Origin of the sequence: Streptococcus sp. E29BA, assembly GCF_041807805.1 — a bacterium.
GTDB classification, from domain to species: domain Bacteria; phylum Bacillota; class Bacilli; order Lactobacillales; family Streptococcaceae; genus Streptococcus; species Streptococcus entericus.
This window is the reverse complement of the sequence record NZ_JBGTZA010000015.1, coordinates 12,575-35,132: the sequence shown is the minus strand read 5'-3', so window position 1 is coordinate 35,132 and position 22,558 is coordinate 12,575. Positions and strand designations below refer to the sequence as shown.

At 40.7% G+C, this 22,558-nt stretch carries 21 protein-coding genes and 2 pseudogenes; 8 read left to right on the top strand and 15 right to left on the bottom strand.

Translation table 11 applies throughout. From position 1 onward, the window contains the following. Positions 1-132 precede the first annotated feature (132 nt). A complete protein-coding gene (locus tag ACERC8_RS05115) occupies positions 133-807 on the top strand; it encodes a S24 family peptidase (protein WP_373658833.1) in 675 nt (224 codons plus the stop codon). 272 nt (positions 808-1,079) lie between these two features. Here ACERC8_RS05115 and ACERC8_RS05110 read toward each other — a convergent pair whose 3' ends face one another. The 5 genes from ACERC8_RS05110 to ACERC8_RS05090 all read right to left on the bottom strand — a co-directional run bounded on the left by ACERC8_RS05110 (position 1,080) and on the right by ACERC8_RS05090 (position 6,733). Further along, the gene (locus ACERC8_RS05110; RefSeq protein WP_373658817.1) at positions 1,080-1,454 is read right to left on the bottom strand and encodes an argininosuccinate lyase; all 375 of its coding nucleotides are present in this window, start codon (positions 1,452-1,454) and stop codon (positions 1,080-1,082) included. A gap of 660 nt (positions 1,455-2,114) precedes the next feature. Then, positions 2,115-2,510: an argininosuccinate lyase gene (locus ACERC8_RS05105; protein ID WP_373658816.1), complete on the bottom strand. Its 396-nt coding sequence runs from the start codon at positions 2,508-2,510 to the stop codon at positions 2,115-2,117. Positions 2,511-2,638: 128 nt separating this feature from the next. Continuing rightward, positions 2,639-4,057 carry an HlyD family secretion protein gene (locus ACERC8_RS05100; RefSeq protein ID WP_373658815.1) on the bottom strand — a complete coding sequence of 473 codons (1,419 nt, stop codon included), beginning with the start codon at positions 4,055-4,057 and terminating at the stop codon, positions 2,639-2,641. Next, positions 4,054-4,521: an AraC family transcriptional regulator gene (locus ACERC8_RS05095; RefSeq protein ID WP_373658814.1), complete on the bottom strand. Its 468-nt coding sequence runs from the start codon at positions 4,519-4,521 to the stop codon at positions 4,054-4,056. Before ACERC8_RS05095 ends, ACERC8_RS05100 begins: the two co-directional genes overlap by 4 nt. Continuing rightward, positions 4,514-6,733 (bottom strand): peptidase domain-containing ABC transporter, encoded by a 2,220-nt coding sequence (locus ACERC8_RS05090; protein ID WP_373658813.1) that lies wholly within the window; start codon positions 6,731-6,733, stop codon positions 4,514-4,516. Before ACERC8_RS05090 ends, ACERC8_RS05095 begins: the two co-directional genes overlap by 8 nt. A gap of 458 nt (positions 6,734-7,191) precedes the next feature. Between ACERC8_RS05090 and ACERC8_RS05085 the strand changes: the two genes are divergently transcribed. After that, the gene (locus tag ACERC8_RS05085; RefSeq protein ID WP_373658812.1) at positions 7,192-8,052 is read left to right on the top strand and encodes a helix-turn-helix domain-containing protein; all 861 of its coding nucleotides are present in this window, start codon (positions 7,192-7,194) and stop codon (positions 8,050-8,052) included. A gap of 146 nt (positions 8,053-8,198) precedes the next feature. Here ACERC8_RS05085 and ACERC8_RS05080 read toward each other — a convergent pair. From ACERC8_RS05080 to rlmD, 5 genes and pseudogenes are all read right to left on the bottom strand, one after another. Then, a pseudogene (locus tag ACERC8_RS05080) lies at positions 8,199-8,803 on the bottom strand (transketolase C-terminal domain-containing protein); the annotation flags it as partial. 330 nt (positions 8,804-9,133) lie between these two features. Continuing rightward, positions 9,134-9,455: pseudogene (locus ACERC8_RS05075) on the bottom strand (transketolase C-terminal domain-containing protein); the annotation flags it as partial. 179 nt (positions 9,456-9,634) lie between these two features. Continuing rightward, positions 9,635-10,294, bottom strand: coding sequence for a CpXC domain-containing protein (locus ACERC8_RS05070; protein ID WP_373658811.1), 660 nt, complete (start codon positions 10,292-10,294; stop codon positions 9,635-9,637). Between the two features lie 210 nt (positions 10,295-10,504). Continuing rightward, positions 10,505-10,819 (bottom strand): hypothetical protein, encoded by a 315-nt coding sequence (locus ACERC8_RS05065; protein ID WP_373658810.1) that lies wholly within the window; start codon positions 10,817-10,819, stop codon positions 10,505-10,507. A 487-nt stretch (positions 10,820-11,306) separates the two neighbouring features. Continuing rightward, the gene (gene rlmD, locus ACERC8_RS05060; RefSeq protein WP_373658809.1) at positions 11,307-12,662 is read right to left on the bottom strand and encodes a 23S rRNA (uracil(1939)-C(5))-methyltransferase RlmD; all 1,356 of its coding nucleotides are present in this window, start codon (positions 12,660-12,662) and stop codon (positions 11,307-11,309) included. A gap of 141 nt (positions 12,663-12,803) precedes the next feature. Here rlmD and ACERC8_RS05055 point away from each other — a divergent pair, with 141 nt between their 5' ends. After that, positions 12,804-13,406 (top strand): DUF3862 domain-containing protein, encoded by a 603-nt coding sequence (locus ACERC8_RS05055; RefSeq protein ID WP_373658808.1) that lies wholly within the window; start codon positions 12,804-12,806, stop codon positions 13,404-13,406. Positions 13,407-13,443: 37 nt separating this feature from the next. Here ACERC8_RS05055 and ACERC8_RS05050 read toward each other — a convergent pair whose 3' ends face one another. After that, positions 13,444-14,190: an SDR family NAD(P)-dependent oxidoreductase gene (locus ACERC8_RS05050; RefSeq protein ID WP_373658807.1), complete on the bottom strand. Its 747-nt coding sequence runs from the start codon at positions 14,188-14,190 to the stop codon at positions 13,444-13,446. A gap of 126 nt (positions 14,191-14,316) precedes the next feature. Between ACERC8_RS05050 and ACERC8_RS05045 the strand changes: the two genes are divergently transcribed. Further along, complete coding sequence (locus tag ACERC8_RS05045; RefSeq protein WP_373658806.1) at positions 14,317-15,054, top strand: ABC transporter ATP-binding protein; 738 nt, start codon at positions 14,317-14,319, stop codon at positions 15,052-15,054. A gap of 1 nt (position 15,055) precedes the next feature. Next, entirely contained in the window at positions 15,056-16,666 is a 1,611-nt protein-coding gene (locus tag ACERC8_RS05040; RefSeq protein ID WP_373658805.1) for an ABC transporter permease, read from the top strand. Positions 16,667-16,707: 41 nt separating this feature from the next. Here the strand turns inward: ACERC8_RS05040 and pta are convergent, their stop codons facing one another. From pta to ACERC8_RS05020, 4 genes are read right to left on the bottom strand one after another with little or no spacing between them, the layout of a single operon-like run. Continuing rightward, positions 16,708-17,697, bottom strand: coding sequence for a phosphate acetyltransferase (pta, locus tag ACERC8_RS05035; protein WP_373658803.1), 990 nt, complete (start codon positions 17,695-17,697; stop codon positions 16,708-16,710). Between the two features lie 23 nt (positions 17,698-17,720). After that, entirely contained in the window at positions 17,721-18,632 is a 912-nt protein-coding gene (locus ACERC8_RS05030; protein ID WP_373658802.1) for an RluA family pseudouridine synthase, read from the bottom strand. After that, positions 18,629-19,459 carry an NAD kinase gene (locus tag ACERC8_RS05025; protein WP_373658801.1) on the bottom strand — a complete coding sequence of 277 codons (831 nt, stop codon included), beginning with the start codon at positions 19,457-19,459 and terminating at the stop codon, positions 18,629-18,631. Before ACERC8_RS05025 ends, ACERC8_RS05030 begins: the two co-directional genes overlap by 4 nt. Beyond that, a complete protein-coding gene (locus ACERC8_RS05020) occupies positions 19,434-20,102 on the bottom strand; it encodes a GTP pyrophosphokinase family protein (protein WP_018367890.1) in 669 nt (222 codons plus the stop codon). Before ACERC8_RS05020 ends, ACERC8_RS05025 begins: the two co-directional genes overlap by 26 nt. Before the next feature lie 96 nt (positions 20,103-20,198). On the opposite strand from ACERC8_RS05020, the gene ACERC8_RS05015 reads away from it, so the two are divergent. The 3 genes from ACERC8_RS05015 (at position 20,199) to ACERC8_RS05005 (ending at position 22,558) form a co-directional block, all read left to right on the top strand. Continuing rightward, positions 20,199-20,771, top strand: a complete 573-nt coding sequence (locus tag ACERC8_RS05015; protein WP_373658800.1) for a CYTH domain-containing protein — start codon at positions 20,199-20,201, stop codon at positions 20,769-20,771. A gap of 10 nt (positions 20,772-20,781) precedes the next feature. After that, positions 20,782-21,339 carry a GNAT family N-acetyltransferase gene (locus tag ACERC8_RS05010; protein WP_373658799.1) on the top strand — a complete coding sequence of 186 codons (558 nt, stop codon included), beginning with the start codon at positions 20,782-20,784 and terminating at the stop codon, positions 21,337-21,339. A gap of 238 nt (positions 21,340-21,577) precedes the next feature. After that, the gene (locus tag ACERC8_RS05005) at positions 21,578-22,558 is read left to right on the top strand and encodes a ribose-phosphate diphosphokinase (RefSeq protein WP_373658798.1); all 981 of its coding nucleotides are present in this window, start codon (positions 21,578-21,580) and stop codon (positions 22,556-22,558) included.

Sequence of the window (22,558 nt, the reverse complement as noted above, 5' to 3'; positions counted from 1 at the left end):
AGAGAGATTTATTTCCGTAGACACATGGTCTGGACATGACAGGACTCCTTTTCTTTTATCTTGAATTCTATTATAGCCTATGGTATAATTTTGTCAAGTTATAAAATGACAAATAAAAAGGAGGAATTACTGATGTTCTCTGCGAGTAAATTAAAACACTACCGATTGGCTAATAACCTATCTCAGACGGCTATAGCAAATAAACTAGATGTCACCAGAGCCACTCTTTCAGCTTGGGAAACAGGCAAAACTGTCCCCAATAAGAAACACCTCAAGGAACTGGCTCAACTACTTCATATAAAAACAGAGGATCTACAAAAAGAACACCCCCACCTCGCCCTCTACAAACAGCTCAACAAAACAAACAAAAAGAAGGTCGATGAGCTAACTCATAACCTTCTTATGGAACAAAAAGTTGTACCACTCTTTAGTGTACAGGTTCTTGACAACATCGCCCTATCCGCCGGGCATGGAAACGGCTTCTGGGATGAATACGAGACCAAGGAAGTCTTCACAGACAGAGAATACCTCTACGACGTGGCGACTTGGATTGAAGGTCAATCAATGGAGCCTGTCTACCAAGATGGAGAAGTAGCCCTTATCCGTGAAGGTGGTTTCGATTACGATGGCGCAGTTTATGTCATTTCATGGAACGACCAACTTTACATCAAAAAAGTCTATATTGAAGAAAATGGCTATCGCCTTGTATCTATCAATAAAAAATACGAGGATCTCTTTGCGCCAGCAGAAGAGGAACCTCGTATCGTTGGAAAAATTATCGGAAATTTTATGCCTGTAGAGACTTAAAAAAACTTTATTCGTATAACATAATAATCCCCTAAAATAACCCTACCCTATTTTCAAATCTCTTTTATAGCTTCATCACTTCTTTTCCCAATTTTTCTAAATCTCATTTGTTGTTTCTTTTTATATAAACAAGCAATGTAATTAGCCATATTAACAAAAATAAAAAACTGATTACTAACAAAAGTTTATTCGTAGGACGTTGAAAGAACTGACGAACAAAAAGAGGAATAATAAAGCAACCACTAACAAAAAAATAACTAAAATCATTGCATTTACGCATAAATGTATCCATCAATTCTACCATCTATCCAATCAGCTCCGAAAGCTAATAACCCGCCTATACTAGTACCAACAGCTGTAAGTGCCAAATTGACCACTCCTGTTGCAATTCCAATTTTAGATGGTAAGTATTTCCCCAGCTCTCTTTCTAAAACTCTAGTTATAGTCCCACGATGCGCTCGTATCGTTGCTTTCAGTCCAATACCCGAAATCGTTGAAGCAAGTGAGTATGCTGCCAAAGCTACATCAATTCCTGTAGCTAAAGTCCCTCTTGAGTTCCACCAATTTTTACCAAAACCACCACCATCAATATACATCATTTCCTCTTGTTCAAGAACAACATAATTGTTTGGCAATACTAATTCCATAAGAATTCTCCTTTTTTAAGCGTGGCTAGGGAATTTCCCTAGCAAGTGATAGACAACTTAGTTTATATCTCCTTAGATACTAGATAAGATGGCCTTCCTCCTACCTTATTGTATTTTATAGTTTATCTAAGGATTAAACCCAATTATTGCTTGAAACTTAACATTTCCAAAATCCAATCAAGATAAGTTTCTTTATCATACACAATGCGNCTAGACATAGAGTTCTCCTGTTTTCTTTAGTGTAGAACACTTTATAAATTCTGTCTAGTTTAGTGTAACCGATTCAAAAATTTATAGATTAGTATATGTTATTCACTATCCTTATAGAAGAACTTTCTATAAAGACGAGAAAGTAGTAAAATAAGCACGAAAGAAATACCAATGATAGTAAGTAGCAATCTTCCAAAACTTAGTTCAGTTCCAATGATATAGACATGGACTAGTGGAGCTATCCCAATACATGATAATATCACGAAACTAAATAAACTTATTTCTCCGAGGCCTGCAAAAAAATGCTTCATCTTAACTATCCAAGTTTTCATCTTTCATTGTTTTTAATTTTTTTATGTTTTTATAGGAAACAACTCCTAAAAATACAAAACTTAATAAGCCCAAGGAAACAATTACTTTTTCCATAATGTTAACATTCCTTAATATCTGTTATGCCAGAATATACCCATCATAGCCGTAACTTCCAGCCCATCTGTCTGCATAATCAGCTGCTGCTGCAATCCAAGAGCCTACACTGCCACCGTATACCAAAAATAGTGCATCAACGATCCCTCCAACTATGGCAGTTGCAAAACCAACTCTAGCTTGTCTTAGAGCCTTATCAATATTGGTACGGATATAGACCCTACCTTGTTTAGCTAACGTTCCAACGGCCCTCATCCCATGATAAGCACCCAAAATTGGTATTAACGTAGCAATTCCATCAATTGCGAGTCCCACAGCACCTCTACTGTTCCACCAGTGTTTTCCAAAGCCACCACCATCAGTGTACATCATTTCCTCTTGTTCAAGAGCTACATAATTGTTTGGTAATACTAATTCCATAAGAATTCTCCTTGTAAATAAGTAGAGCTAGGGAATTTCCCTAACAAGTGATAGACAACTTAGTTTATATCTCCGTAGCTACCTAGATAAGACAACCTTTCTCTGTCTTATTATATGTTATAGGTCATCTAAGGGCTAAACCCAAATGAGTGTTTGAAACTTAACATGTCTAAAATCCAATCAAGAGAAGTTTCTTTATCATACACACTGCGAACTTCAACTGGCATGTCTTTTTGAAGGATAATCGTCTCACCCTTATGTTTTAGAGTTAAGGACTCCAATTCTATTATCACTTTGTAAAGACTGATATTTCCCTCTTTTGTTTCTTGGGCAATTGTCCCTGAATCAACCTGTCTAACCTTCCCTTTTAAGGTTCCATATTTTTGGCTATTCACACCTGTCAGTGCCACATCAACCTTAGCACCTTTGGAAACACGAGAGATATCACTTGCATATACAAATGCTTCCACATAGTAGTCTTTTTCTTTTCCAGAAACCTCAGCTACTGTTTGTCCTTGTTGAAGTGACATCCCCTGCTTTAAGGGAACAATGTAATGAATCACTCCATCAGTAGACGCTAAAATACTGTGGGTCTTATCTTGTCCTGTTGCGATACCAAGATTCGCCTCAAGTTCAGTGATGCTTTTATTATTGTTTGAGCGAGCAGTCCCTAATTCACTAATTAGTTGCGCATAAATGTTATAAGCTTGAGATGTTGGATTATTATAAGTACGTTCCATATCCTTAATATTACTTTGCTGACCCTCTATCTCACTATTTTTAGCAGTAGTATTCGTTTTTATTGTTTCAATTTTTGTCGTTAGATCTGATATTTTGGTTTCTAACTCAGTTCTAGCATCAGTCGTAGTCGCTACAGGTGGTGTAGATGGCTCAGTACCATTTGTAGTTGTTGTAGTCGGATCTGGCGCAGGTAGTGAGTCTAGTTGTTGCTGTAGTTGAACTAATTCATTTTGAGCAATCTGAAGATCAATATTTAACTGATCTCGTTCACCGATGAGTTTATTCAATTTTACATACTCATCCTGAAGTTTGGAGTACTGCGAACCATCATTATAACTCTCTGAATTTAGTTGAGACAGATAATACTCCACTTTGCCATAGTACTCCTGCTCTTCTCCAGAGTTGGCCATATGATTGACTTTCTCATTTAATGACTGTTCAAATTTTTGAAAAATAGCTTCTTTGGCGCGTAGCTTCTCTAACTGTTTCGTCAAGGAACCGGCCTGCAATCCCTCTTCGCCACTTGAAAGAGAAAGAATAACATCTCCAGCTTTGACCGTATCTCCCTCAGATTTATGCATGGTCACGACCTTACCTGATCCCATGGCAGACAGAAACTCTGTCCCAGTTATCACCGCATTTCCATTCGCCTTCACAATATAGTTTTTAGGGATATAGGCCGCACCAATCAATGCACCGACTAAAACTAAAGCAGTAGAGATGATAAGAATAAAAGCATAGGCTGGTGGTTTCTTATCAAAGAAAATCCGAGAATAGCGTAATTCTGATTTGTTATATAGTTTCATAGGCTTATTATTGGTCTAAAAATATCCACAGTCATTTTTTCAGGAGAAGAATTGATATAAACAGTATAGACTGTTCCATCTGTTTGAATATCATTCTCATATAGATACAAGTCTAACTTTGAATATGCAAACTGAAGATACTCTGGACTATCTTCAAAATGCACATATAAACAATGTGGGACAGATACCATATCCTGAACATCGTACATATTGCTGTACTGTTGCGCATTATGTGCTTGAACATAAAACTCAAAATCCGTTGTGATAGTTCCGTCATCATGAATGGCGGTTCCACAACTTTTTACAATGAGCGGACCAAATAGTTGTGCTTTAACTAACTGCAAGTGCTGATGAAATTTGTCAATTTCATGATCAACATTTTCTACTTTAGCACCATGTACCTTTTTACAAATGACCTGTTTCAGAACAAGTTTTTTATTGTCTTTTACCTCTAGTTTAGCCATAAGTAACCTCCTCTGTATCTAACACTACCCGTGACTGGAACTGTTGCTTCACCTGAATACTCTGTAAACCAACCATTCGAGCATATTTCCCATTTTGAGCCATCAATTCCTCATGAGTACCATATTCCACAATGGTTCCATTTTCTAGGAAGCATATCTTATCACATCGAAGAATGGTGGATAATCGATGAGCTACTACAATTGTTGTCTTACCAATAATCTTGTCAAAGATTAAATCTTGAATAATCTGTTCACTAAACGAATCTAAGTTAGAAGTTGCCTCGTCAAAAATATACAAATCAGCTTTACTCAGTAGAGCCCTTGCAATAGCCAATCGTTGCTTCTCTCCACCGGAAAAGTTTTGACCACCTTCTTCTACGAAAGAGCCATAACGATTTTGAAGGCGCTGGATAGTGTCATGAATACCCACAATACGACAAACTCGCATCATATCTTCATAGGTTGCATCTGGATTACCAATTTTCAAATTATCAATGATGGTTCCTGTAAAGAGTTCAATAGTCTGGGGGATATAGGAAATCTTCTTTCGTAACTCCCCATAGTCAAGATCAGATAAATCATGATGCCCAATGCGGATACTCCCTTCGCTCGGATTAATAAAACGTAGTAATAATCGAACTAGTGTGCTTTTACCTGCACCACTTTCTCCAACAAAAGCTATTTTTTCACCTTGTTTAATTGTCAAATCAAACTTTTTAATGACAGGAGGTCTTGAACCATACGCAAAGGTTACATTATTAAACGTGATATCATCCTGTAAGGAAAAATTTCTGACACTATAGTCCAGATTGCTATCTTCTCGGTCAACTTCCATCAATTCCTGAAGGCGACTAACTGCGACTTGTACCTCCTGAAATGTCAACTGGAGACCAACCAAATTTTGTACAGGCTCTGTAAAATATTGACTCAAGGTTTGGAATACCAGAAGATCACCAATCGTCATCTTGCTATCAATGATAAATAATGCTCCCACACCCATAAACAGTAATCCACCTATAGTAGAGGCCATTGAAGAGACTGTAGATTGAATATTTTGTAACACGCCTTCTTTGTAACCGATTTCTAAAGTGTGCACAAATTTTTCTTCAATCTTGTTTAGACGTTGCTCTTCATCATGTTGTGATTTGATGGTATCAATATTACGAATGGACTCAATTAGTTGAGAATTTAGAAGGCCATTTGCCTCCATTTGTTCATGATTGATTTTCTTATACGGCTTCTTAAAACAGTAAATAAGAATAATATTCACAATGACCATTAACACTAAAATAAGAAACAAGGACTGGTTAATGGTCCACAAAACAATCGCACTGATAACGGACAAGGTGATATCCATAACTAATGAAATTGATACTGACGTAAAAACATTCTTTATCGTCATCGCATCTTGGAAGCGTGTTAGGACATCCCCTACTCTTCGGCTACCAAAAAAACTGTATGGTAAGTGAATGATATGGTCATAGTATCCCATCAGAACAGGGATATCTATTTTTCTGGATAGAAATAACAAAATATGTTGGCGGAAGGCAGATAGTAGACTCTGTAAAAATGACACAATTCCAAAGACAATCAAGAAAAGGTATAAACTATTTTTCAAGCCATAAGGAATAACTTCATCCATAATGACCTTTGAAAATAGACTAGATAGAATGCCAATGATACTCAATATAAAGGAAGCCAATATTACGGTAACAACCAGTCCCTTTTGGCTAAATATCAGCGTACCGAATAATTCTAGTAGACCTTTCCCTTTTAGTTTCCCCTTTTCAAAATCCGAATTAGGAACCATAAAGAGAGTGATTCCCTGATAAACCTCTTCTAATTCATCACGAGTCATTTTAAGCATCCCCCTGGCGGGATCTGCTACAAGAAATTTTCCATTCCTCTTGATACGATGTAAAACAACAAAATGGTTCTGCCCTAAATCGTTCTTAATCTGAAGAATTGCAGGAAATGTTAATTTAGAAGTCAAATCTTCTTGTGCGACTCGGACTGCTTTAACAGTAAAGTTCAACTTCTCAAGTCCTGAAACGATACCACTCACAGTTGTTCCATACATATCAGTCCCGATAATCTCACGAATCTTCATGATTGACAGTTCTTTTTTATACGATAAAAGTACTGTTGAAACAACTGCTGCAGCACAGTCAGATTGGTCATGTTGCATAGTACAGGCATATTTTTTAAACATGTACAGCCCCTTACTCAATTATGGATAGATGAATCATTCTTACTTTAGTTTTTTAAAAAAATGTATCAATCAGCTTTTCCGACATCAAGTCCTGTAGACTTTGTCGCTTTTTCTCTTATAACTATAACTTTTCTCTTATAACTATAATGTTTGGGAGTTTCTGGCTCCGATTCTTTTCACTGGTACGAGGTAAACTTAACCCTGAACTAAAAATAAATAGTGAAAGTAATACTAGTTTAATAAATTTGTGGTTGCGGTTCATAAAGTTACCTCTTTTCTTTTTCATGCAATCATATTATCATATAAACATGAAATAGTCAACAGATTTTATGTATATAAAGTTTTTTTTATTCTCCTAAGAATTTTGTTTTGATTTGAAATATTAAAACACAAGTTGTATAATATATAATACACTTCAATAGGGCGTTTTCGTATTATTATAGAAAGGACTAGAAATAATGGTCAATATTGCAGATAAATTGAAAACTAAGCGTAAAGAGTACGGTTTGTCACAGTCTGAATTAGCTGAAGGCATTTGTGAACAAAGCCAAATTAGTAAAATTGAAAGAGGCAACTATATGCCTACAGCTATTCTTTTACACAAATTAGCAGGTCGGCTTAATGTCACAATAGATTATTTTTTCGATGAGCAGATCGAGTCTGTCTCTAATTTAAAGGAGTTCATGAGGTTATCAACTAAGTTATTAGAAGACAGAAATTATAAAGACCTTGAGTATCTCTACAATCTCGAAAAGGAAAAACAATCATTTTTATCACTAGATGAGGAGGCCTACCTAACTTGGGTTCATACCATCATTTTATTCTACACCTACAATGAAAGAGATAAGGCTATTTCTTTATTAGAAAAAACAATGACTTCTGTGAGCGAAAAGCATTCTGTCTATCTAAAGATACTTAATACCCTTGCTAATTTTTATTCACTAGTTGGACGTGATGAAGAATATGAAAGGAACTATCAAAAACTCACCCAACTATATAGTGAGAAAGACTTTGACTCTCAGGAATTTCTTTTTGGTTATATAAGAACGAGATATAACTATGCTCATCATTTACTTGCCAAAGGTCAAGCATTAGAGGCTATACAAATTGCAATGGAAACGATAGAGGTTTGTAAAGAATATGAGACTAGTTATCAACTGGCTCCTTTATTAATCATAGTTGGTAATGGAAGCAAGGAGTTCCTAGACAATGATAAAGTAATGGATTATTACTTGGAAGCTCGTGATTTATCTAGGATCTATGGTAATAAATTAATGCATCTTCAGATTGAAAAGTATATGAACGACTTGACAGAATAATATTCTAAAAATCACTTTTTCTTTCAATTTATTCTTTTGCAACTAAAAACTCTGCCAACATTGAATCTGTTGACAGAGTTTTTAGTTGTCTTATAAAGCCAACTTAAGCCTTTTACTTTGGCAATCATATTATCGACAGTGAAGCCTTACTTGGCAATCACTTCTGCTACTGGTGCTGAGACCCCAAAACTATCTATACCTAGAGCATCCCCATCCAAGCCAACATATTTATACCAACTTTGCGTTGCCCCATCTCAATGGCTAAGCGACGACGGATAGTATTTGGCAGAATTTCTTCCTTATAACTTGCATCTTAGGCATCAAAGAGTTCTGTTGATGGAACGGATACGACACGTACTTTGCTACCTTGATCGTCCAACTCCTTGGCTACCTTAACAGCTAGGTTGACTTCAGATTCAGAAGCCAACAAGATGATATCAAAGCCTTCTGCTTCATAGACCACATCGGCACCTTTTGAAACCTTGGCAAAGTCTGTCCCTTCCTCTACTGTCAAGTTTTGGCGAGTAAGAACGAGGGCAGAAGGTGTTGACTGACTCGTTAAAGAGAGATACCATGCTACTTGGGTTTCCCGTGCATCCGCTGGACGGAAGACATTCAGGTTCGGTATCGCACGAAGACCTGCCAAATGCTCGATCGGCTCATGGGTAGAGCCATCTTCACCAACCGCAATCGAGTCATGGGTAAAAACATAAGTGACTGGCAAACCTTGAAGAGCAGATAAGCGAATGGCAGTCATTAACTAATTACTTGCAATAACATGATGCGCCCACTTCTCATCAACGTGATAAATCGCATCTTGGTAAACAAAGCGATACTCATCCTCTAATTGATCATATAAATCCAGATCAACTTCAACCGAAGCAATAGCCTCACTCCTGTAAAGAAAGAGAAAGTGATAGTGTTCAGGTCCTACTTTTGTAAAGACCAAATGGTCATAAGACAACGAGATGCGAGTATCTTCTNCTCTGCCAACATTGAATCTGTTGACAGAGTTTTTAGTTGTCTTATAAAGCCAACTTAAGCCTTTTACTTTGGCAATCACATTATCGACAGTGAAGCCTTACTTGGCAATCACTTCTGCTGCTGGTGCTGAGGCCCTAAAAGCCTTGATACTGAGAACCGCACCATCTCGGCCGACATACTTGTACCAGCTTTGGGTCGTGCCCATCTCGATTGCCAGACGGCGAGGGATGGTATCTAGCAGAATCTCTTCTTTATAACTTGCATCTTACGCATCAAAGAACTCTGTGGAGGGCACAGAAAGAACTCGGACTTTAACACCCTGTGCTTCCAATTCCTTGCCCACCTTGACAGCTAAGTTCACCTCAGAGCCAGCAAGCAGCCAACAAGATGGTGTCAAAGCCTTCTGCTTCATAAACAATATCGATCTTAATAGCATTTTCAAAAAGAAACTTTGCCACAAGAGAACTAGCAGAGCTGCAACAGGCTCGAATGAAAAATTTTAAAGTGGAATCAATATCGAGTTCGCCTTTATCTCGTGTTTTTTCGATTGCCTTCCGGAATCTCAAGGCGAGAGTGTAAATTTTATAAGACATAAACTCTAACCTCTAGCAATCGTCCCATAAGCCCAAGCCTCATCCACAAAGTATGAATCATCAAGAAGACCAGAATATTCCGACTGAAAATGCTCATACATCTCCTCTGAAAATTTGAGCGAAGCGACAGCACGTTTTTCATAGATGAACATAAACTGATACCTGTCATCACCTACTTTAGTGAATACCATATGGTCATAGCTGAACTGGATATCCTCTTCCTCCTTGGGTGCGAGGATAAACTTCATCAATTCAACAAGCCTATCATCATACCCTGCATCAAATATCTGCACTTTCTCAATGAATGCCTCCATATCAGAAACAATACGGAAGTTGTAGGTATCAAAAGAGTTAGAGTACCTATCGCCTTCGACCTGCTTAATTTGACTGAATACATCTTCCATCTTTATCTGTTCCCGTTCTCTGTTAGCCATAGCAGGTACATAATAAAGCATAAGTCGGTGCTCCATATCGTGATACAAAGTCTCATAATAAACAAACCTTGGTTCACCACAATTCAAACAGGAAAACTTATACAGCTCCCAGTCAACAATTTTCTGTTTCAATTCTGGTGCAAGGGTAGCGTTAATACTCTGATAGGCTGTAAAGCCACTTTGATGGTTACATTTAGGGCAAGTGATAAATTCAAGGGTTGAGCGTGTCATAATCTTATCTCCATTCTAGTATACCGTGATAGACTTCTACCTAATTATTCGTAAATACGAAAGAAAACGATAAAATTTTTATGACCCAATAACACTATTATAACACAGCAGCACCCATCTTCGACAAACTATATAGGCTTTGATATCCCGTAACTCGTGTAAAGAAAAAAGGGCATTACTCCTTAAGGTAATGCCCTCTTGTAATAGTCTCTAAGCTACTTCTCTCTTGAGGATTTTGACCTCTTGCTTGAAGAAGTTAGTTGAATCACGATTTCCGCTTGGTCCAAAAATACTTTGGATGGCTTCGAAGTCTAGGCATTCGAAGGTGTAGGTTAAAGTTTTGTCCTCTGCCATCTGGTAGGTGGCTGTAAAAATACCCTCCTCAATCAAGGCTTTGTAATCAACCTCAAGGGGTGCTAACTTGCCAATTTCAACTTCTTCTCCAACTTCCATCTCAAGGTAGGTCTTGCGGAATACCTCGGCAAGTTCCTCAAAAGCGTTCAATCTTGGTTGTGTGCTGGTCATACTGTTTTCCTCTTTTCTTTTTTTGTATGTACATATTACCGTTAGAACCACAATAAGTCCAGTTATATTTTGCGATATAAGCGATATTTTTGAAGTTTTTTACCTATACTTTTTAACGATTTAAGCAAAGGGGGTGCAAATACCAAAACACTGTCTTAATCGGTAAAAAAGATAGTCATAAGGAAAACTGGTCCACAATCATAAAACCCTTGAAATCAAGATATTTCAAGGGTTTCAGAACCGATATTTGTATCATTTTCTATACACTCACTTCTACCGACCATATCGGTGACTTAAGAGAGGGGGGACATCTATTCCCTCATACTCCTTACTCCATGTCCCCACCATGTGTCTACGGAAATAAATCTCTCTCAAATCCCCCAGCAACTCAATTACCTCAACTGAGGTAGTTACTCTGATATTACCCCACTCCAAGCTAAAAAGCCTTGTCTCCAAGGCTTTTTAACATACTTTCGTTCAAGGGTTTCTAGGCTTTCACCAGCAAACACACTACCTCCACATGATGCGTCTGTGGAAAAAGATCCACTGGTTGCACCTTGGTCAATTGGTAGCCGAGTTCTTGGTAAAGCTTAATATCACGTGCCATGGTGGCTGGGTTGCAGGAGATGTAGGTGATTTTTTCTGGGGACATGGCAGAGCTGGCACGGATAAAGCTTTCGGTTAGCCCTTTTCGTGGTGGGTCGACGATAATGACCTTGGGGCGAAGCCCCTCGCTCTGCCATTTTTCCATCGCAGACTCAGCCGTATCACAGACATAATGGGCGTTCATGATGCCGTTGTTCTGGGCATTTTTCATCGCATCTGCGACAGCCTTGTCCACGACTTCGACTCCGTAAACAGCCTTGACTTGACCTGCTATAGAGAGGCCGATGGTACCAATCCCAGAATAGGCATCAATGACAACATCGTCTGTACTCAACTCTGAAAAATCAATCGCCGTCTGGTAGAGTTGCTCAGCCATTTCCGTGTTAACCTGATAAAAGGACTGGGCTGAAATGGCGTAAGTATTTCCTAAGAGCTGATCCTCAATCGTGTCGCGACCGTAAAGCGTGATGAACTCCTGACCAAAAATCACGTTAGTCGCTTGGTCGTTGATATTCTGGATAATAGAAACGAGATTAGGGAAGTCAGCGGTCAGCCGCTCGATGAGCTGCTCAACACGGAAAATCTTGGGACGGGTTGTCACAATCACCAACATCAGCTGCCCTGTCGCATAGCCACGACGGACCACGAGGTGGCGAATCAGTCCAGCTCCCGTCGCCTCATCATAGGGTTTTAGGTCAAACCGACGAAGCAAGTCTCGCGTCACCTTAATCAAGCGGTCAATCTCTGGATGCTGGATATAATAATCCTCAATCGGTATGAGGTCATGCGACCCTTTTCGGAAAAAGCCCGTCTCAAGCTGTCCATTGACACGGCGGACAGGAATAGCCGCCTTATTGCGATAAGCCAGAGGTTGCGCCATACCGAGAGTATCCAAAATAGGAGCATCCGTAATCCCTGCAATCTTGCTTAGAGCAGCCTTAACCTGAGCAGTCTTAAACACCAGCTGCTGGTCATAGGTCAAGTGACCCAGATCTGCAATCCCCGTCCGTAGATAGCTCGTATCAAGTGCCTGATTTCGGTGGGGTGACAGGCTGTGATAGGTCTCCACCTTACCAAAGCCAACCGATTTTTTGACCTTCAAGACCCGCATGGCAATCTGCTCACCTGGTAGGGCATTGTCCACAAAAAAGACCAGCCCCTCGTGCTTAGCCACCCCCTGCCCCTCATGGGTCAGGTCTACAATCTCAACATCAATCACATCATTCTTTTTTAGCATGTTTTCTCTTTTCTATTCATAAAAATTGGAGCAACATCTCGTCCCTCCATTATACCATATTTAGCCCTTCCTATAACAAGTGACAAACAATAAGTTCTATGTTATAATATCTCTATAGTTTATAGGATAAAGGAATTTTTTATGAAACGCTTTTTTAATCTGATGATTGTTACTATATTGTCGCTTGGGTTAATGGCCTGTTCAAAAACCAATCAGACTGATGACACAACTTCTTCTGTTGAATCTCAACAGATTGTAGCCAAGCACTCTGATATTCGACTAAAATTTAATGACATTAGTCTTGCTAAAGCAGATCAAGAATTTAAAGGCGGGACAAATCTCTCAAAACTGAAAGAATTATTTGGCGAACCTGTTTCTCATGAACAAGTACCAGCTGGAGATGTCACGCTTGACGTGTACCGCTGGCAGTTTGAACATGTTGAAGTCCTTGTCCAACTCTACCAAGACAGCGCCATCGCACGTTCAATCTCTAATTTTTACTTTATCAGAGATCCCAAGATTGATGCAAAAACCTTTGAACAGCTTAAAGAAGGCATGACCTATACACAAGCAGTTGACCTCTTAGGTGAACCTGATGTCCTCTCTCAAGGAGTATCCTCTGACAAGGAAGAACTCCAAGCACTCTGGGTAAGTGGCTTGAAAACAGACAATCAAGCGCAACTTCAGCTCCTCTTTGAGAACAATGCACTCAAAACTAAAAATCAACAAGGTCTCTCTGACTAATTAGAAAAAGAATACTGGCATACCCAGCATTCTTTTTTTACTGTCTGTAAACAGCTAATGGAGAGAAACTTTGGCTAGTTGGCATAACTTCTAAACGATTGATGTTGATATGTGGTGGCTGTTGAAACAACCATGTGACCATCTGCGCGATATCCTCAGGTTGGAGACTGTTTGTGCCGTCATAAAGTTCTTGTGCACGCTGGGCATCACCTTTGAAGCGAACAGTCGAAAATTCTGTACCTCCTGAAAGACCAGGTTCAAGGTTGCTCACACGAACACCCGTGCCTGATAAATCCGCCCTTAAATTCAGGCTAAACTGTTTCATGAACGCCTTGGTCGCCCCATAAATATTCCCACCTGGATAAGGGTAAGTACCTGCAATAGAGCCAATGTTAATGATATAGCCCTTCTGTTCAACAAGGGTAGGCAAGAGCTGGTGCGTCAGATAAGTCATACCAACAACATTTGTTGTTATCATGACTTCCCAGTCAGCAAAATCTGCTTCCTGTGCCTTATCAAGCCCCAAGGCTAAACCAGCATTATTTACTAAGCCTGATATCACCACACCTTGCTCACGCAGTTCCGACAGCGCAGCCGTCACAGAAGCCTTATCGCTCACGTCCATCTGAATTGGAATAAACCGTTCTCCTAGTTCTGCTTTTAAGCTCTGCAATTTATCAAAACGCCTCGCTGCACCAACAACTGTATAGCCAGCGCTCACCAAATCATGGCAAATGGCACGCCCAAAACCTGCGGAAGCGCCCGTTACTAAAATACTTGTCATGTCATATCCTCCTATTCTACGATGTATTATACCACATTTTTCGTGAGAGAGTTGACTGCGGCTTGACTTTGTTTTGAGATAGCAGTACAATAAATTTGAACTATTAAATCTAAAGGAGATGATGTTATGATTCGTTTTGACCATGTGTCTAAACTTTATGGAGAATTTGAGGCACTATCTGACCTCAATCTAACCATTAACAACGGGGAAATTTTTGGACTTATCGGTCACAATGGTGCTGGCAAAACCACAACGATCAGCCTTCTAACCTCCATTATTCAGGCGACTTATGGAGAGATTTATGTTGATGACCTGCTCCTGACCCAGCACCGCGATGCCATTAAAAAACAAATTGCTTATGTGCCTGATTCACCTGACATCTTTCTACATCTGACTGCACGTGAGTATTGGCAGTTTTTAGCGAGCATTTATGGAGTGTCTAAGGACATGGCAGAGCAGCGTATTAGTGACCTCTGTGCTCTGTTTGACATGACTGATAAGCAGGATAATCTCATCGATAGCTTTTCGCATGGGATGCGGCAAAAAGCAATCATCATCGGTGCCCTCATTCCAAATCCTGACATCTGGATTTTAGACGAGCCCTTGACTGGATTAGACCCACAAGCCTCATTTGACCTCAAACGTCTCATGAAAGAACATGCCCAAGCTGGACATACCGTGCTGTTTTCAACCCATGTCTTATCAGTAGCAGAGCAACTGTGTGACCGTATCGGGATCTTGAAAAAAGGGCAACTTATCTTTGTTGGAACCTTGGACGACTTGCGCCAAACTTACCCAGACAAGGACTTAGAGACCATTTATCTGGAGCTGGCTGGTCGTCAGCAAGAAAGTACAGGTAGCTGAGATGAATTGGAACAATGTCAAAGAACTTTTAAATATTAACTTCCTATCTGCCCATCCTCAAGTCACCTCACAGGTTCAAGCCAAGCAAGCCCAGAAACCAAAGAAAAAGTTTTCAGTGATTAGGGGCGTTCGTAACCAATTTCTCATACTCAGCTTCGTTTTCTTTGTCCTCTATTCAACCATGTTTATCGGTATTGATTACAGCAAGTCACCAGGCTATTTCTCAATACAACTTGCCTTGTTTAGCTTGATTGCACTGGGAACTGGCTTTAACAGCCTGTTTGCCGTCTTTTACGACAGTAAAGACACCAAGCTCTACCTCTCTTTGCCAGTCAAGTCAGAGGAAGTCTATCTGGCTAAGCTACTAGCCGCTCAGCCTGCTATTCTGACCTACCTCATTCCTCTCTTGTCTCTGCTAGCCATCGCCTACTGGCAGATTGGATCGCCAGTCATTGCAATAGTATTGACACTTCCTATGTTTTTACTCTTGCTACTGGCCATCAATACGGTGTCACTCCTTCTTCTGGATAGAATTGGTCAAGTCCTTGAAAAAAGTCGCCATAAAAAAATCATCTCAACAGGTCTAGTTGTCCTATCAACTCTTCTGTCTGTTGGTCTAATTTTTTTAGTGCAAAGTAGCTCAACTAGTGTTCGTCTGGCTGAAGACGGTGGTCTAATCACGGCTAAGATTCCTTACTTTATTGGATTTTATCATGTTGTGGCAAACCCATTTAGCCTCGACAGCGTCTTGCACTTCTGGTTACCTAATGCCCTCCTGATTGCCTTGGTCATCTATATTCTAAAACGAGTTATTCCGACATACTTTGACCAAATGCTAAAAATCAGTGCCAACCAAGGGCAGGTGACACGCAAAAAACGAACAAACTCAAAAGAATACAGCCTAAAAGAGGCCATCGTTCGTCAGCATCTTAGCACAATCAAGGATGGTAATTTACTCATGCAGGCTTTCTTGATGCCTTTGATTGTCGGGTTTAGCGGCTTGATGCCAATTGTCGGCTCTGAGGGTGCTAACTTTTCAGCTATTGCGCCAAGTTACTATGGTACTGCTTTGGTTTTAGGCTTAATGCTAGGCGCATTGACAACTGGTGCGACAAGCCTCTTGTCTGTGGGGATCTCCCTCGAACGGGAAAATCTAAACTTTATCCGCACGCTACCGATTAATTTTATTAGCTTTTTACAGTCAAAATTTTATACCCTTCTCTTGGTTCAAATCGTTCCAATTCTCGCACTTCATATTCTAGGTGGACTGATACTAAGACTATCCCCACTCCTCATCCTTGCTTACACCATTGGTTATTTGGCAGCCGCTTATTTAGTCGGTCTAAGGGCTTACCGACGAGATTACAAACTCTTAGACCTTAACTGGCAAAACATTAACCAGCTCTTTAGTCGTGGCCATGGCCAGTGGGTTGTCGCTTTTACCATGCTTGGTGTGATGTTTCTTGGAATGTTCATTATCATTGGCTCAATCATTATGAGTAGCTTTGTCTCAGCTCACCTGATTAGCGCAGGACTGACCGCCCTCGCTTTCGTCATTCTAATCATCGCCTATTGGTTTGTCGGTCGCGGTTTCTGGAAAACATTTGAATAAACCATGGATAACTAAAAAAAGAAGTGAGGTCACTTCTTTTTTTAGTTATCTAACGTTTGTGCTGCGGTAATGATTGACAGCTTGTAAATGTCTTCTGAACTTGATCCGCGTGATAGGTCATTAATTGGTTTGTTAAGACCTTGCAAGATTGGACCAACGGCTTCAAACATGCCCAAACGTTGTGCAATCTTATAGCCGATATTACCTGATTGCAAGTCTGGGAAGATAAAGACGTTTGCCTGACCGGCAACTGGGCTATCAGGAGCTTTGAGTTTAGCTGTAGCCTCAACAAAAGCTGCGTCAAACTGGAGTTCACCGTCCAAGGCCAAGTCAGGGCGAGATTCTTTTGCCAGGCGAGTCGCTTCAACAACTTTTTCAACCTGAGCACCGCTACCACTTCCCATCGTTGAGAAACTGAGCATAGCGACTTTAGGGTCAATGTCAAAGATTTTTGCAGTATCAGCTGTGCTGATTGCAATTTCAGCTAATTCTTGAGCATTTGGATCAATGTTAATCGCACAGTCAGCAAAAATGTAACGTTCATTAGTATTTTCACGGTTCATCAGGAAAACACCTGACGTCCGTGAGATACCTGGCTTTGTCTTAATGATTTGTAGGGCTGGACGAACCGTATCCGCTGTTGAATGAATAGCACCAGAAACCATCCCGTCTGCCAAGCCCATTTGCACCAGCATCACGCCAAAATAGTTCACATCACGCAAAATAGTTTCAGCATCTCCTGGGCTGACTTTGCCTTTACGAATCTCAACAAAAAGCTCTTTCATCTGATTAAAATCAGCATAGTCATTTGGGTTGATAATCTCGATACCAGGGTTAGAAAAGCCAAGGTCTGTCAATAAACTATGAACATCTTGAGGATTACCAAGGATAATTGGCTCAGCCAGACCTTCAAATTTCATACGAGCTGCGGCACGAACCACACGATGGTCATTGCCCTCAGGGAAGACAATCTTGATGTGCTTACCAACAATTTTCTGCTTTAATTCACCAAATAAATTCCGAATTTCCATCTCTAACTCCTTGTTCCTATGTTTTATCTTTGGTCAGTGGGTATCCGCTTTTCAACAGTTTCTATAATAACCTTTTCCATGTCATCTGTCAAGTTTGAACTCAGGTTGATTTGTTTCTCCTCAAAGGGGTGAAAAAAGCTCAGGGAATGACAGTGCAACGCCTGCCGATGAATGCCATAGGATAAATTTCCTCCATACAAATCATCTCCCAACAAAGGGTGACCAATGTGAGAAAAATGTACCCTAATCTGATGTGTACGCCCGGTATGGAGTTGAATATCCACCAACTTTACCGCTCCATAACGCCCAATCACTTGAAAACTAGTATGGGCTGGCTTGCCAGAGTCATGAACCCGTCTGGTGATAATAGATTCCTCATCACGAGCAATCGGTGCTACAATCTCACCCTCATCTGGAAGTTCTGCTTCTCCTTCAACGAGGGCGTAATAGCGCTTTTCGATAGTTTTAGACTGGAGCTGTTTGTCCAGCCTGGCATGCGCATAGCCGTGCTTGGCAAAGAGCATGAGCCCGCTGGTATCACGATCTAATCTGGTCACGATGTGCACTTGCTGATTAGAATAATTTTGGCTTACTAGATAATGTTTGACAAAATTGGCGATGGTGTTGCTGTGAATAGCACTCGGTATCGACGCATAGCCGACAGGTTTATCAATGGCTAGAAAATGATCATCTTCATAAACAATGGTCAGAGGGTGCTCGATAGCCACCAAATTTTCAAAAGCGGTCTCATCAGGAATATCAACTGTTACCACATCTCCGATTGACAGATGATAAACAGCATTTTCGGCTCTGCCATTGACCCAAATCCCACCACCTCGGAACTTGATTTTGGCTAACAGTCCTCGGGAAATATCCTGTGCTTTCAGAAAGGTCTTGACCTGACAGATCCTATCCGCGGTAAAGGTGAATCTCATCTATCCAAATCTCCTAAGAAGGCATCTTTAACCCGTTGCCAAAAACTGGTATGCCAAGGGGTCGAAACAAAATGAACTTTTTGAGGACTTATCTGATACTCTATTTTAACAATGTCCTTATAGGTATAGGTTTTGTTATCGACAGAAACGATGTAGCGCCCAGTTTTTTTAGGATAGACCTCAATATGGTCTTTTTTAGGCACAATCATCGATGAACCGATGCTACGGTAAACCCGATTGTTAATACTAGCAATCTCAGTCAGTTGAAGCGCCTCAATAGTCGGATGGAGAACTGCACCACCGAGTGATTTATTATAAGCTGTAGAACCAGTCGGAGTAGCCACTAATAGCCCATCGCCACGAAAACGCTCTAATTTGACATTATGAACAAGCACATCAGCGACCATGGTTTTTTCAATCCGCTTAATGGTTGACTCATTGAGAGCAAGCCCGCGAATGCGCCTACCATCAGCTAAGGCGATGGAAACTTGAAGGATTGGATAAGAAATTTTCTCTCCTGTATCCTCGCGCAAAGTGGTAATCAGTTCATCCACCTGATGTTCCAGATAGTCAGTGTAAAATCCCAAATGACCAGTATGGATACCAACAAATCGCACATGCTCTAACTCATTTTCATAGGTGTGAAAGGCCGATAACAGAACCCCGTCACCACCGATGGTGATCACAATGTCAGGTGATTTTTTTGTCAAGTAAAATCGCTCATCCTTACGGAGTGTTGTAAATAATTTGTTGGCAATTTTCTTGCTTTGAAATTTATGGTTGGCAATGATTGCCACACGTTTAACGGTAGAATTCGTCTGTATCATCACTATTTCCAACCCCATCACTCAATGTTCCCACAACAGGGTCAAAGAGCAACTGAGCCTCTCTAATATCGTCTCTAATTTTACTCATTTCATCGTCCAACTCACGGGCAATTCGAGCGGTCACCTCCAAACGGTGGCGAATTTCATCTGGAAAATTGCCTTGGTACTTGTAATTCAAGGAATGCTCAATCGTCGCCCAAAAGTTCATCGATAAGGTCCTGATTTGAATTTCAACATTGACCTCACGCCGACCTTTTATGGTTTCGACAGGATACGTGACAATCACGTGATAAGAGCGATAGCCACTGTCTTTCATATTAGCGATGTAGTCTTTTTCTAAAATCACCGTCATGTCTTGCCTTTGACGAAGGAGCTCAACAACCTTGTAAACATCGTCAACAAACTGTACCATGACACGTAAACCAGCAATGTCCTCGATACCTTCTGAAATATCAGCTAGGTCAACCTCATAGCGCTCCATCTTTTCGACGATACTCTCTACAGACTTGACCCGCCCCGTCACAAACTCGATAGGCGAATGTAAGCCCTGCTTACGAAACTGCTTGCGAATCCCCCTTAATTTAATCTTTAATTCCCCCACCGCTTGAATATAAGGATCTAAAAATTCTTCCCATTCAAACATCTCGACACTCCTTTCATGTACAAGAGCTTCATTTTGTAGTAAAATGAACATAACACTTTATTATACCACAGATTAGCTATTTTCGAGAGGAAAGTGATGACCAATTTAGAAATTGAATACAAGACACTGCTGACCATCGATGAGTTCAGACGACTAGATGGCCTGTATCAGCAATTCAAACCGATTCAACAAACAAACTACTACATTGACAGCGCAGACTTTATCCTCAAGTCAAAACGCCTGTCGCTTCGTATAAGAACTTACCTTGACCGTGCGGAGTTAACTTTGAAAATTCCTCAAGATATTGGAAATCTCGAATTTAACCAGTCGCTGAACTTAAAGACTGTCAAGTCCCTTAAACAAGAGTTTGTCCTACCTGACGGGCTGATTAGAGACAAATTATTAGAAAAAAAGCTTCCTTTAGATGCACTCTCTATCTTGGGGCATTTGACCACCAGACGGCGAGAGGTTCCTTTGGACATCGGCTTGCTCGCTATTGACAGCAATATTTACGCTGACATCAAAGATTATGAGCTGGAACTTGAGGTGACTGATGCTGAGCAAGGACGAGCTGATTTTGAACGTTTCTTAGACAAACACCAAATCAACTTCAAGTACGCCAAAAGTAAAGTAGCACGATTTGCTAGCACCTTGAAAAAGAAATACTAGGAGGACAGCTATGCATCATTTAGGAACTTCTGAGATTGAAACGCAGCGGTTATTACTCAGACCATTGACCCTAGTTGACGCTGAACAGATGTACAAAAACTGGGCTAGCGATGAGGACGTTGCACGCTTCGTGACCTGGGACACCCACGCCAGTCCAGCAGACACTCGAGAACTCCTGTCTCTCTGGACCAAACAGTACGACAGGCCCGATTTTTATAACTGGGGCATGGTTATCAAGGAAACTGGACAGCTTATTGGCACCTTTAGTTTTGTGGCCGTCTCTGAACGAGACAGCATGGCTGAGGTCGGCTACTGTATCGGTAAACACTGGTGGAACAAGGGCTACGTTACAGAAGCTGGACAAGCCCTGCTTGCCTTTGGTTTTAATGAGATAGGGCTTAACCGCATTCAGGCTGTTCATGATGTGCGCAATCCTGCTTCTGGGCGCATGATGGAGAAACTAGGGATGACACATGAAGGTGTGATGCGACAAGTACGGTTAGTCAAAGGAGTGCTTGTCAAACTGGCGATGTGTGCTATCCTTGCAGAAGACAATCAGAGGTCTTGAGATGCAGGACAAGCTCCTGCTCCTAACAGGACAACGTGATGTCACAAGTGCTTACGCAATACGTTTGTCTGCCAAATATCATGAATTTTTCTGAATATACTCTATATAAAAGACTTGCCAGGTCACCTGTGGTGCAAGTCTTTTTCTTCATGTGTTTGTCGTCTTCTCCCAAGAAAAGATAAGACAAAATCAGATTTTTTTGGTAAAATAAAACTAATCGAAACAAAAGGAGTTGACTATGGCAGAGCGCTATGCTGATAAACAATTAAAACTTTTCTCCCTGACCTCAAACCCTGAGATTGCTGAAAAAATTGCTACCGCAGCAGGGATTCCCTTGGGGAAATTATCTTCGCGTCAATTTTCCGATGGTGAAATCATGATTAACATTGAAGAAAGTGTTCGTGGAGACGATATTTACATCATCCAGTCGACCAACAGTCCTGTCAATGACTACCTCTGGGAACTCTTGATTATGATTGATGCCTGCAAGCGAGCCAGTGCCAATTCGATTAACGTGGTTTTGCCATACTTTGGCTACTCTCGTCAAGACCGTATCGCCAAAGACCGTGAACCGATTACTGCCAAGCTTGTTGCTAATATGCTGGTTAAGGCTGGTGTCGATCGCGTCTTAACACTGGATCTGCACGCCGTGCAAATCCAAGGATTTTTTGATGTGCCAGTAGATAACCTCCTAACTGCTCCGCTATTTGCCAAACACTACATCGATATGGGGCTAAGGGGCGATGAGGTGGTCGTGGTAAGTCCTAAAAACTCTGGTATCCGTAGGGCAAGGGCACTGGCTGAAGTTCTTGAAGCACCTTTAGCCATTATCGACTATGCTCAAGATGATGCGATGCGTGAAGAAGGCTATATTATCGGAGATGTTGCTGGTAAGCAAGCTATTTTGATTGACGATATTTTGAATACTGGTAAGACCTTTGCGGAAGCTGCCAAAATTGTCGAACGTGGCGGAGCGACAGAAATTTATACTGTGGCTAGCCATGGCTTGTTTGCTGGCGGTGCAGCTGAAATCCTTAATGCTGCTCCTATTAAAGAAATCTTAGTGACCGACTCTGTTAAGACAAAAGAAAAAGTACCAGAACACATCACTTATTTGACGGCTAGTGAGCTCATTGCCGATGCCATTATCCGCATCCACGAACGCCAACCTCTCAGCCCTCTCTTTGTCTACTATGACGATGAGGATACGGATTACTAA

Excerpts from the sequence above, each read along its gene's own strand:
- ACERC8_RS05115 (WP_373658833.1), top strand. The coding sequence starts at position 133 with ATGTTCTCTGCGAGTAAATTAAAACACTACCGATTGGCTAATAACCTA.
- ACERC8_RS05110 (WP_373658817.1), bottom strand. The coding sequence starts at position 1,454 with ATGGAATTAGTATTGCCAAACAATTATGTTGTTCTTGAACAAGAGGAA.
- ACERC8_RS05105 (WP_373658816.1), bottom strand. The coding sequence starts at position 2,510 with ATGGAATTAGTATTACCAAACAATTATGTAGCTCTTGAACAAGAGGAA.
- ACERC8_RS05100 (WP_373658815.1), bottom strand. The coding sequence starts at position 4,057 with ATGAAACTATATAACAAATCAGAATTACGCTATTCTCGGATTTTCTTT.
- ACERC8_RS05095 (WP_373658814.1), bottom strand. The coding sequence starts at position 4,521 with ATGGCTAAACTAGAGGTAAAAGACAATAAAAAACTTGTTCTGAAACAG.
- ACERC8_RS05090 (WP_373658813.1), bottom strand. The coding sequence starts at position 6,733 with ATGTTTAAAAAATATGCCTGTACTATGCAACATGACCAATCTGACTGT.
- ACERC8_RS05085 (WP_373658812.1), top strand. The coding sequence starts at position 7,192 with ATGGTCAATATTGCAGATAAATTGAAAACTAAGCGTAAAGAGTACGGT.
- ACERC8_RS05070 (WP_373658811.1), bottom strand. The coding sequence starts at position 10,294 with ATGACACGCTCAACCCTTGAATTTATCACTTGCCCTAAATGTAACCAT.
- ACERC8_RS05065 (WP_373658810.1), bottom strand. The coding sequence starts at position 10,819 with ATGACCAGCACACAACCAAGATTGAACGCTTTTGAGGAACTTGCCGAG.
- rlmD (WP_373658809.1), bottom strand. The coding sequence starts at position 12,662 with ATGCTAAAAAAGAATGATGTGATTGATGTTGAGATTGTAGACCTGACC.
- ACERC8_RS05055 (WP_373658808.1), top strand. The coding sequence starts at position 12,804 with ATGAAACGCTTTTTTAATCTGATGATTGTTACTATATTGTCGCTTGGG.
- ACERC8_RS05050 (WP_373658807.1), bottom strand. The coding sequence starts at position 14,190 with ATGACAAGTATTTTAGTAACGGGCGCTTCCGCAGGTTTTGGGCGTGCC.
- ACERC8_RS05045 (WP_373658806.1), top strand. The coding sequence starts at position 14,317 with ATGATTCGTTTTGACCATGTGTCTAAACTTTATGGAGAATTTGAGGCA.
- ACERC8_RS05040 (WP_373658805.1), top strand. The coding sequence starts at position 15,056 with ATGAATTGGAACAATGTCAAAGAACTTTTAAATATTAACTTCCTATCT.
- pta (WP_373658803.1), bottom strand. The coding sequence starts at position 17,697 with ATGGAAATTCGGAATTTATTTGGTGAATTAAAGCAGAAAATTGTTGGT.
- ACERC8_RS05030 (WP_373658802.1), bottom strand. The coding sequence starts at position 18,632 with ATGAGATTCACCTTTACCGCGGATAGGATCTGTCAGGTCAAGACCTTT.
- ACERC8_RS05025 (WP_373658801.1), bottom strand. The coding sequence starts at position 19,459 with ATGATACAGACGAATTCTACCGTTAAACGTGTGGCAATCATTGCCAAC.
- ACERC8_RS05020 (WP_018367890.1), bottom strand. The coding sequence starts at position 20,102 with ATGTTTGAATGGGAAGAATTTTTAGATCCTTATATTCAAGCGGTGGGG.
- ACERC8_RS05015 (WP_373658800.1), top strand. The coding sequence starts at position 20,199 with ATGACCAATTTAGAAATTGAATACAAGACACTGCTGACCATCGATGAG.
- ACERC8_RS05010 (WP_373658799.1), top strand. The coding sequence starts at position 20,782 with ATGCATCATTTAGGAACTTCTGAGATTGAAACGCAGCGGTTATTACTC.
- ACERC8_RS05005 (WP_373658798.1), top strand. The coding sequence starts at position 21,578 with ATGGCAGAGCGCTATGCTGATAAACAATTAAAACTTTTCTCCCTGACC.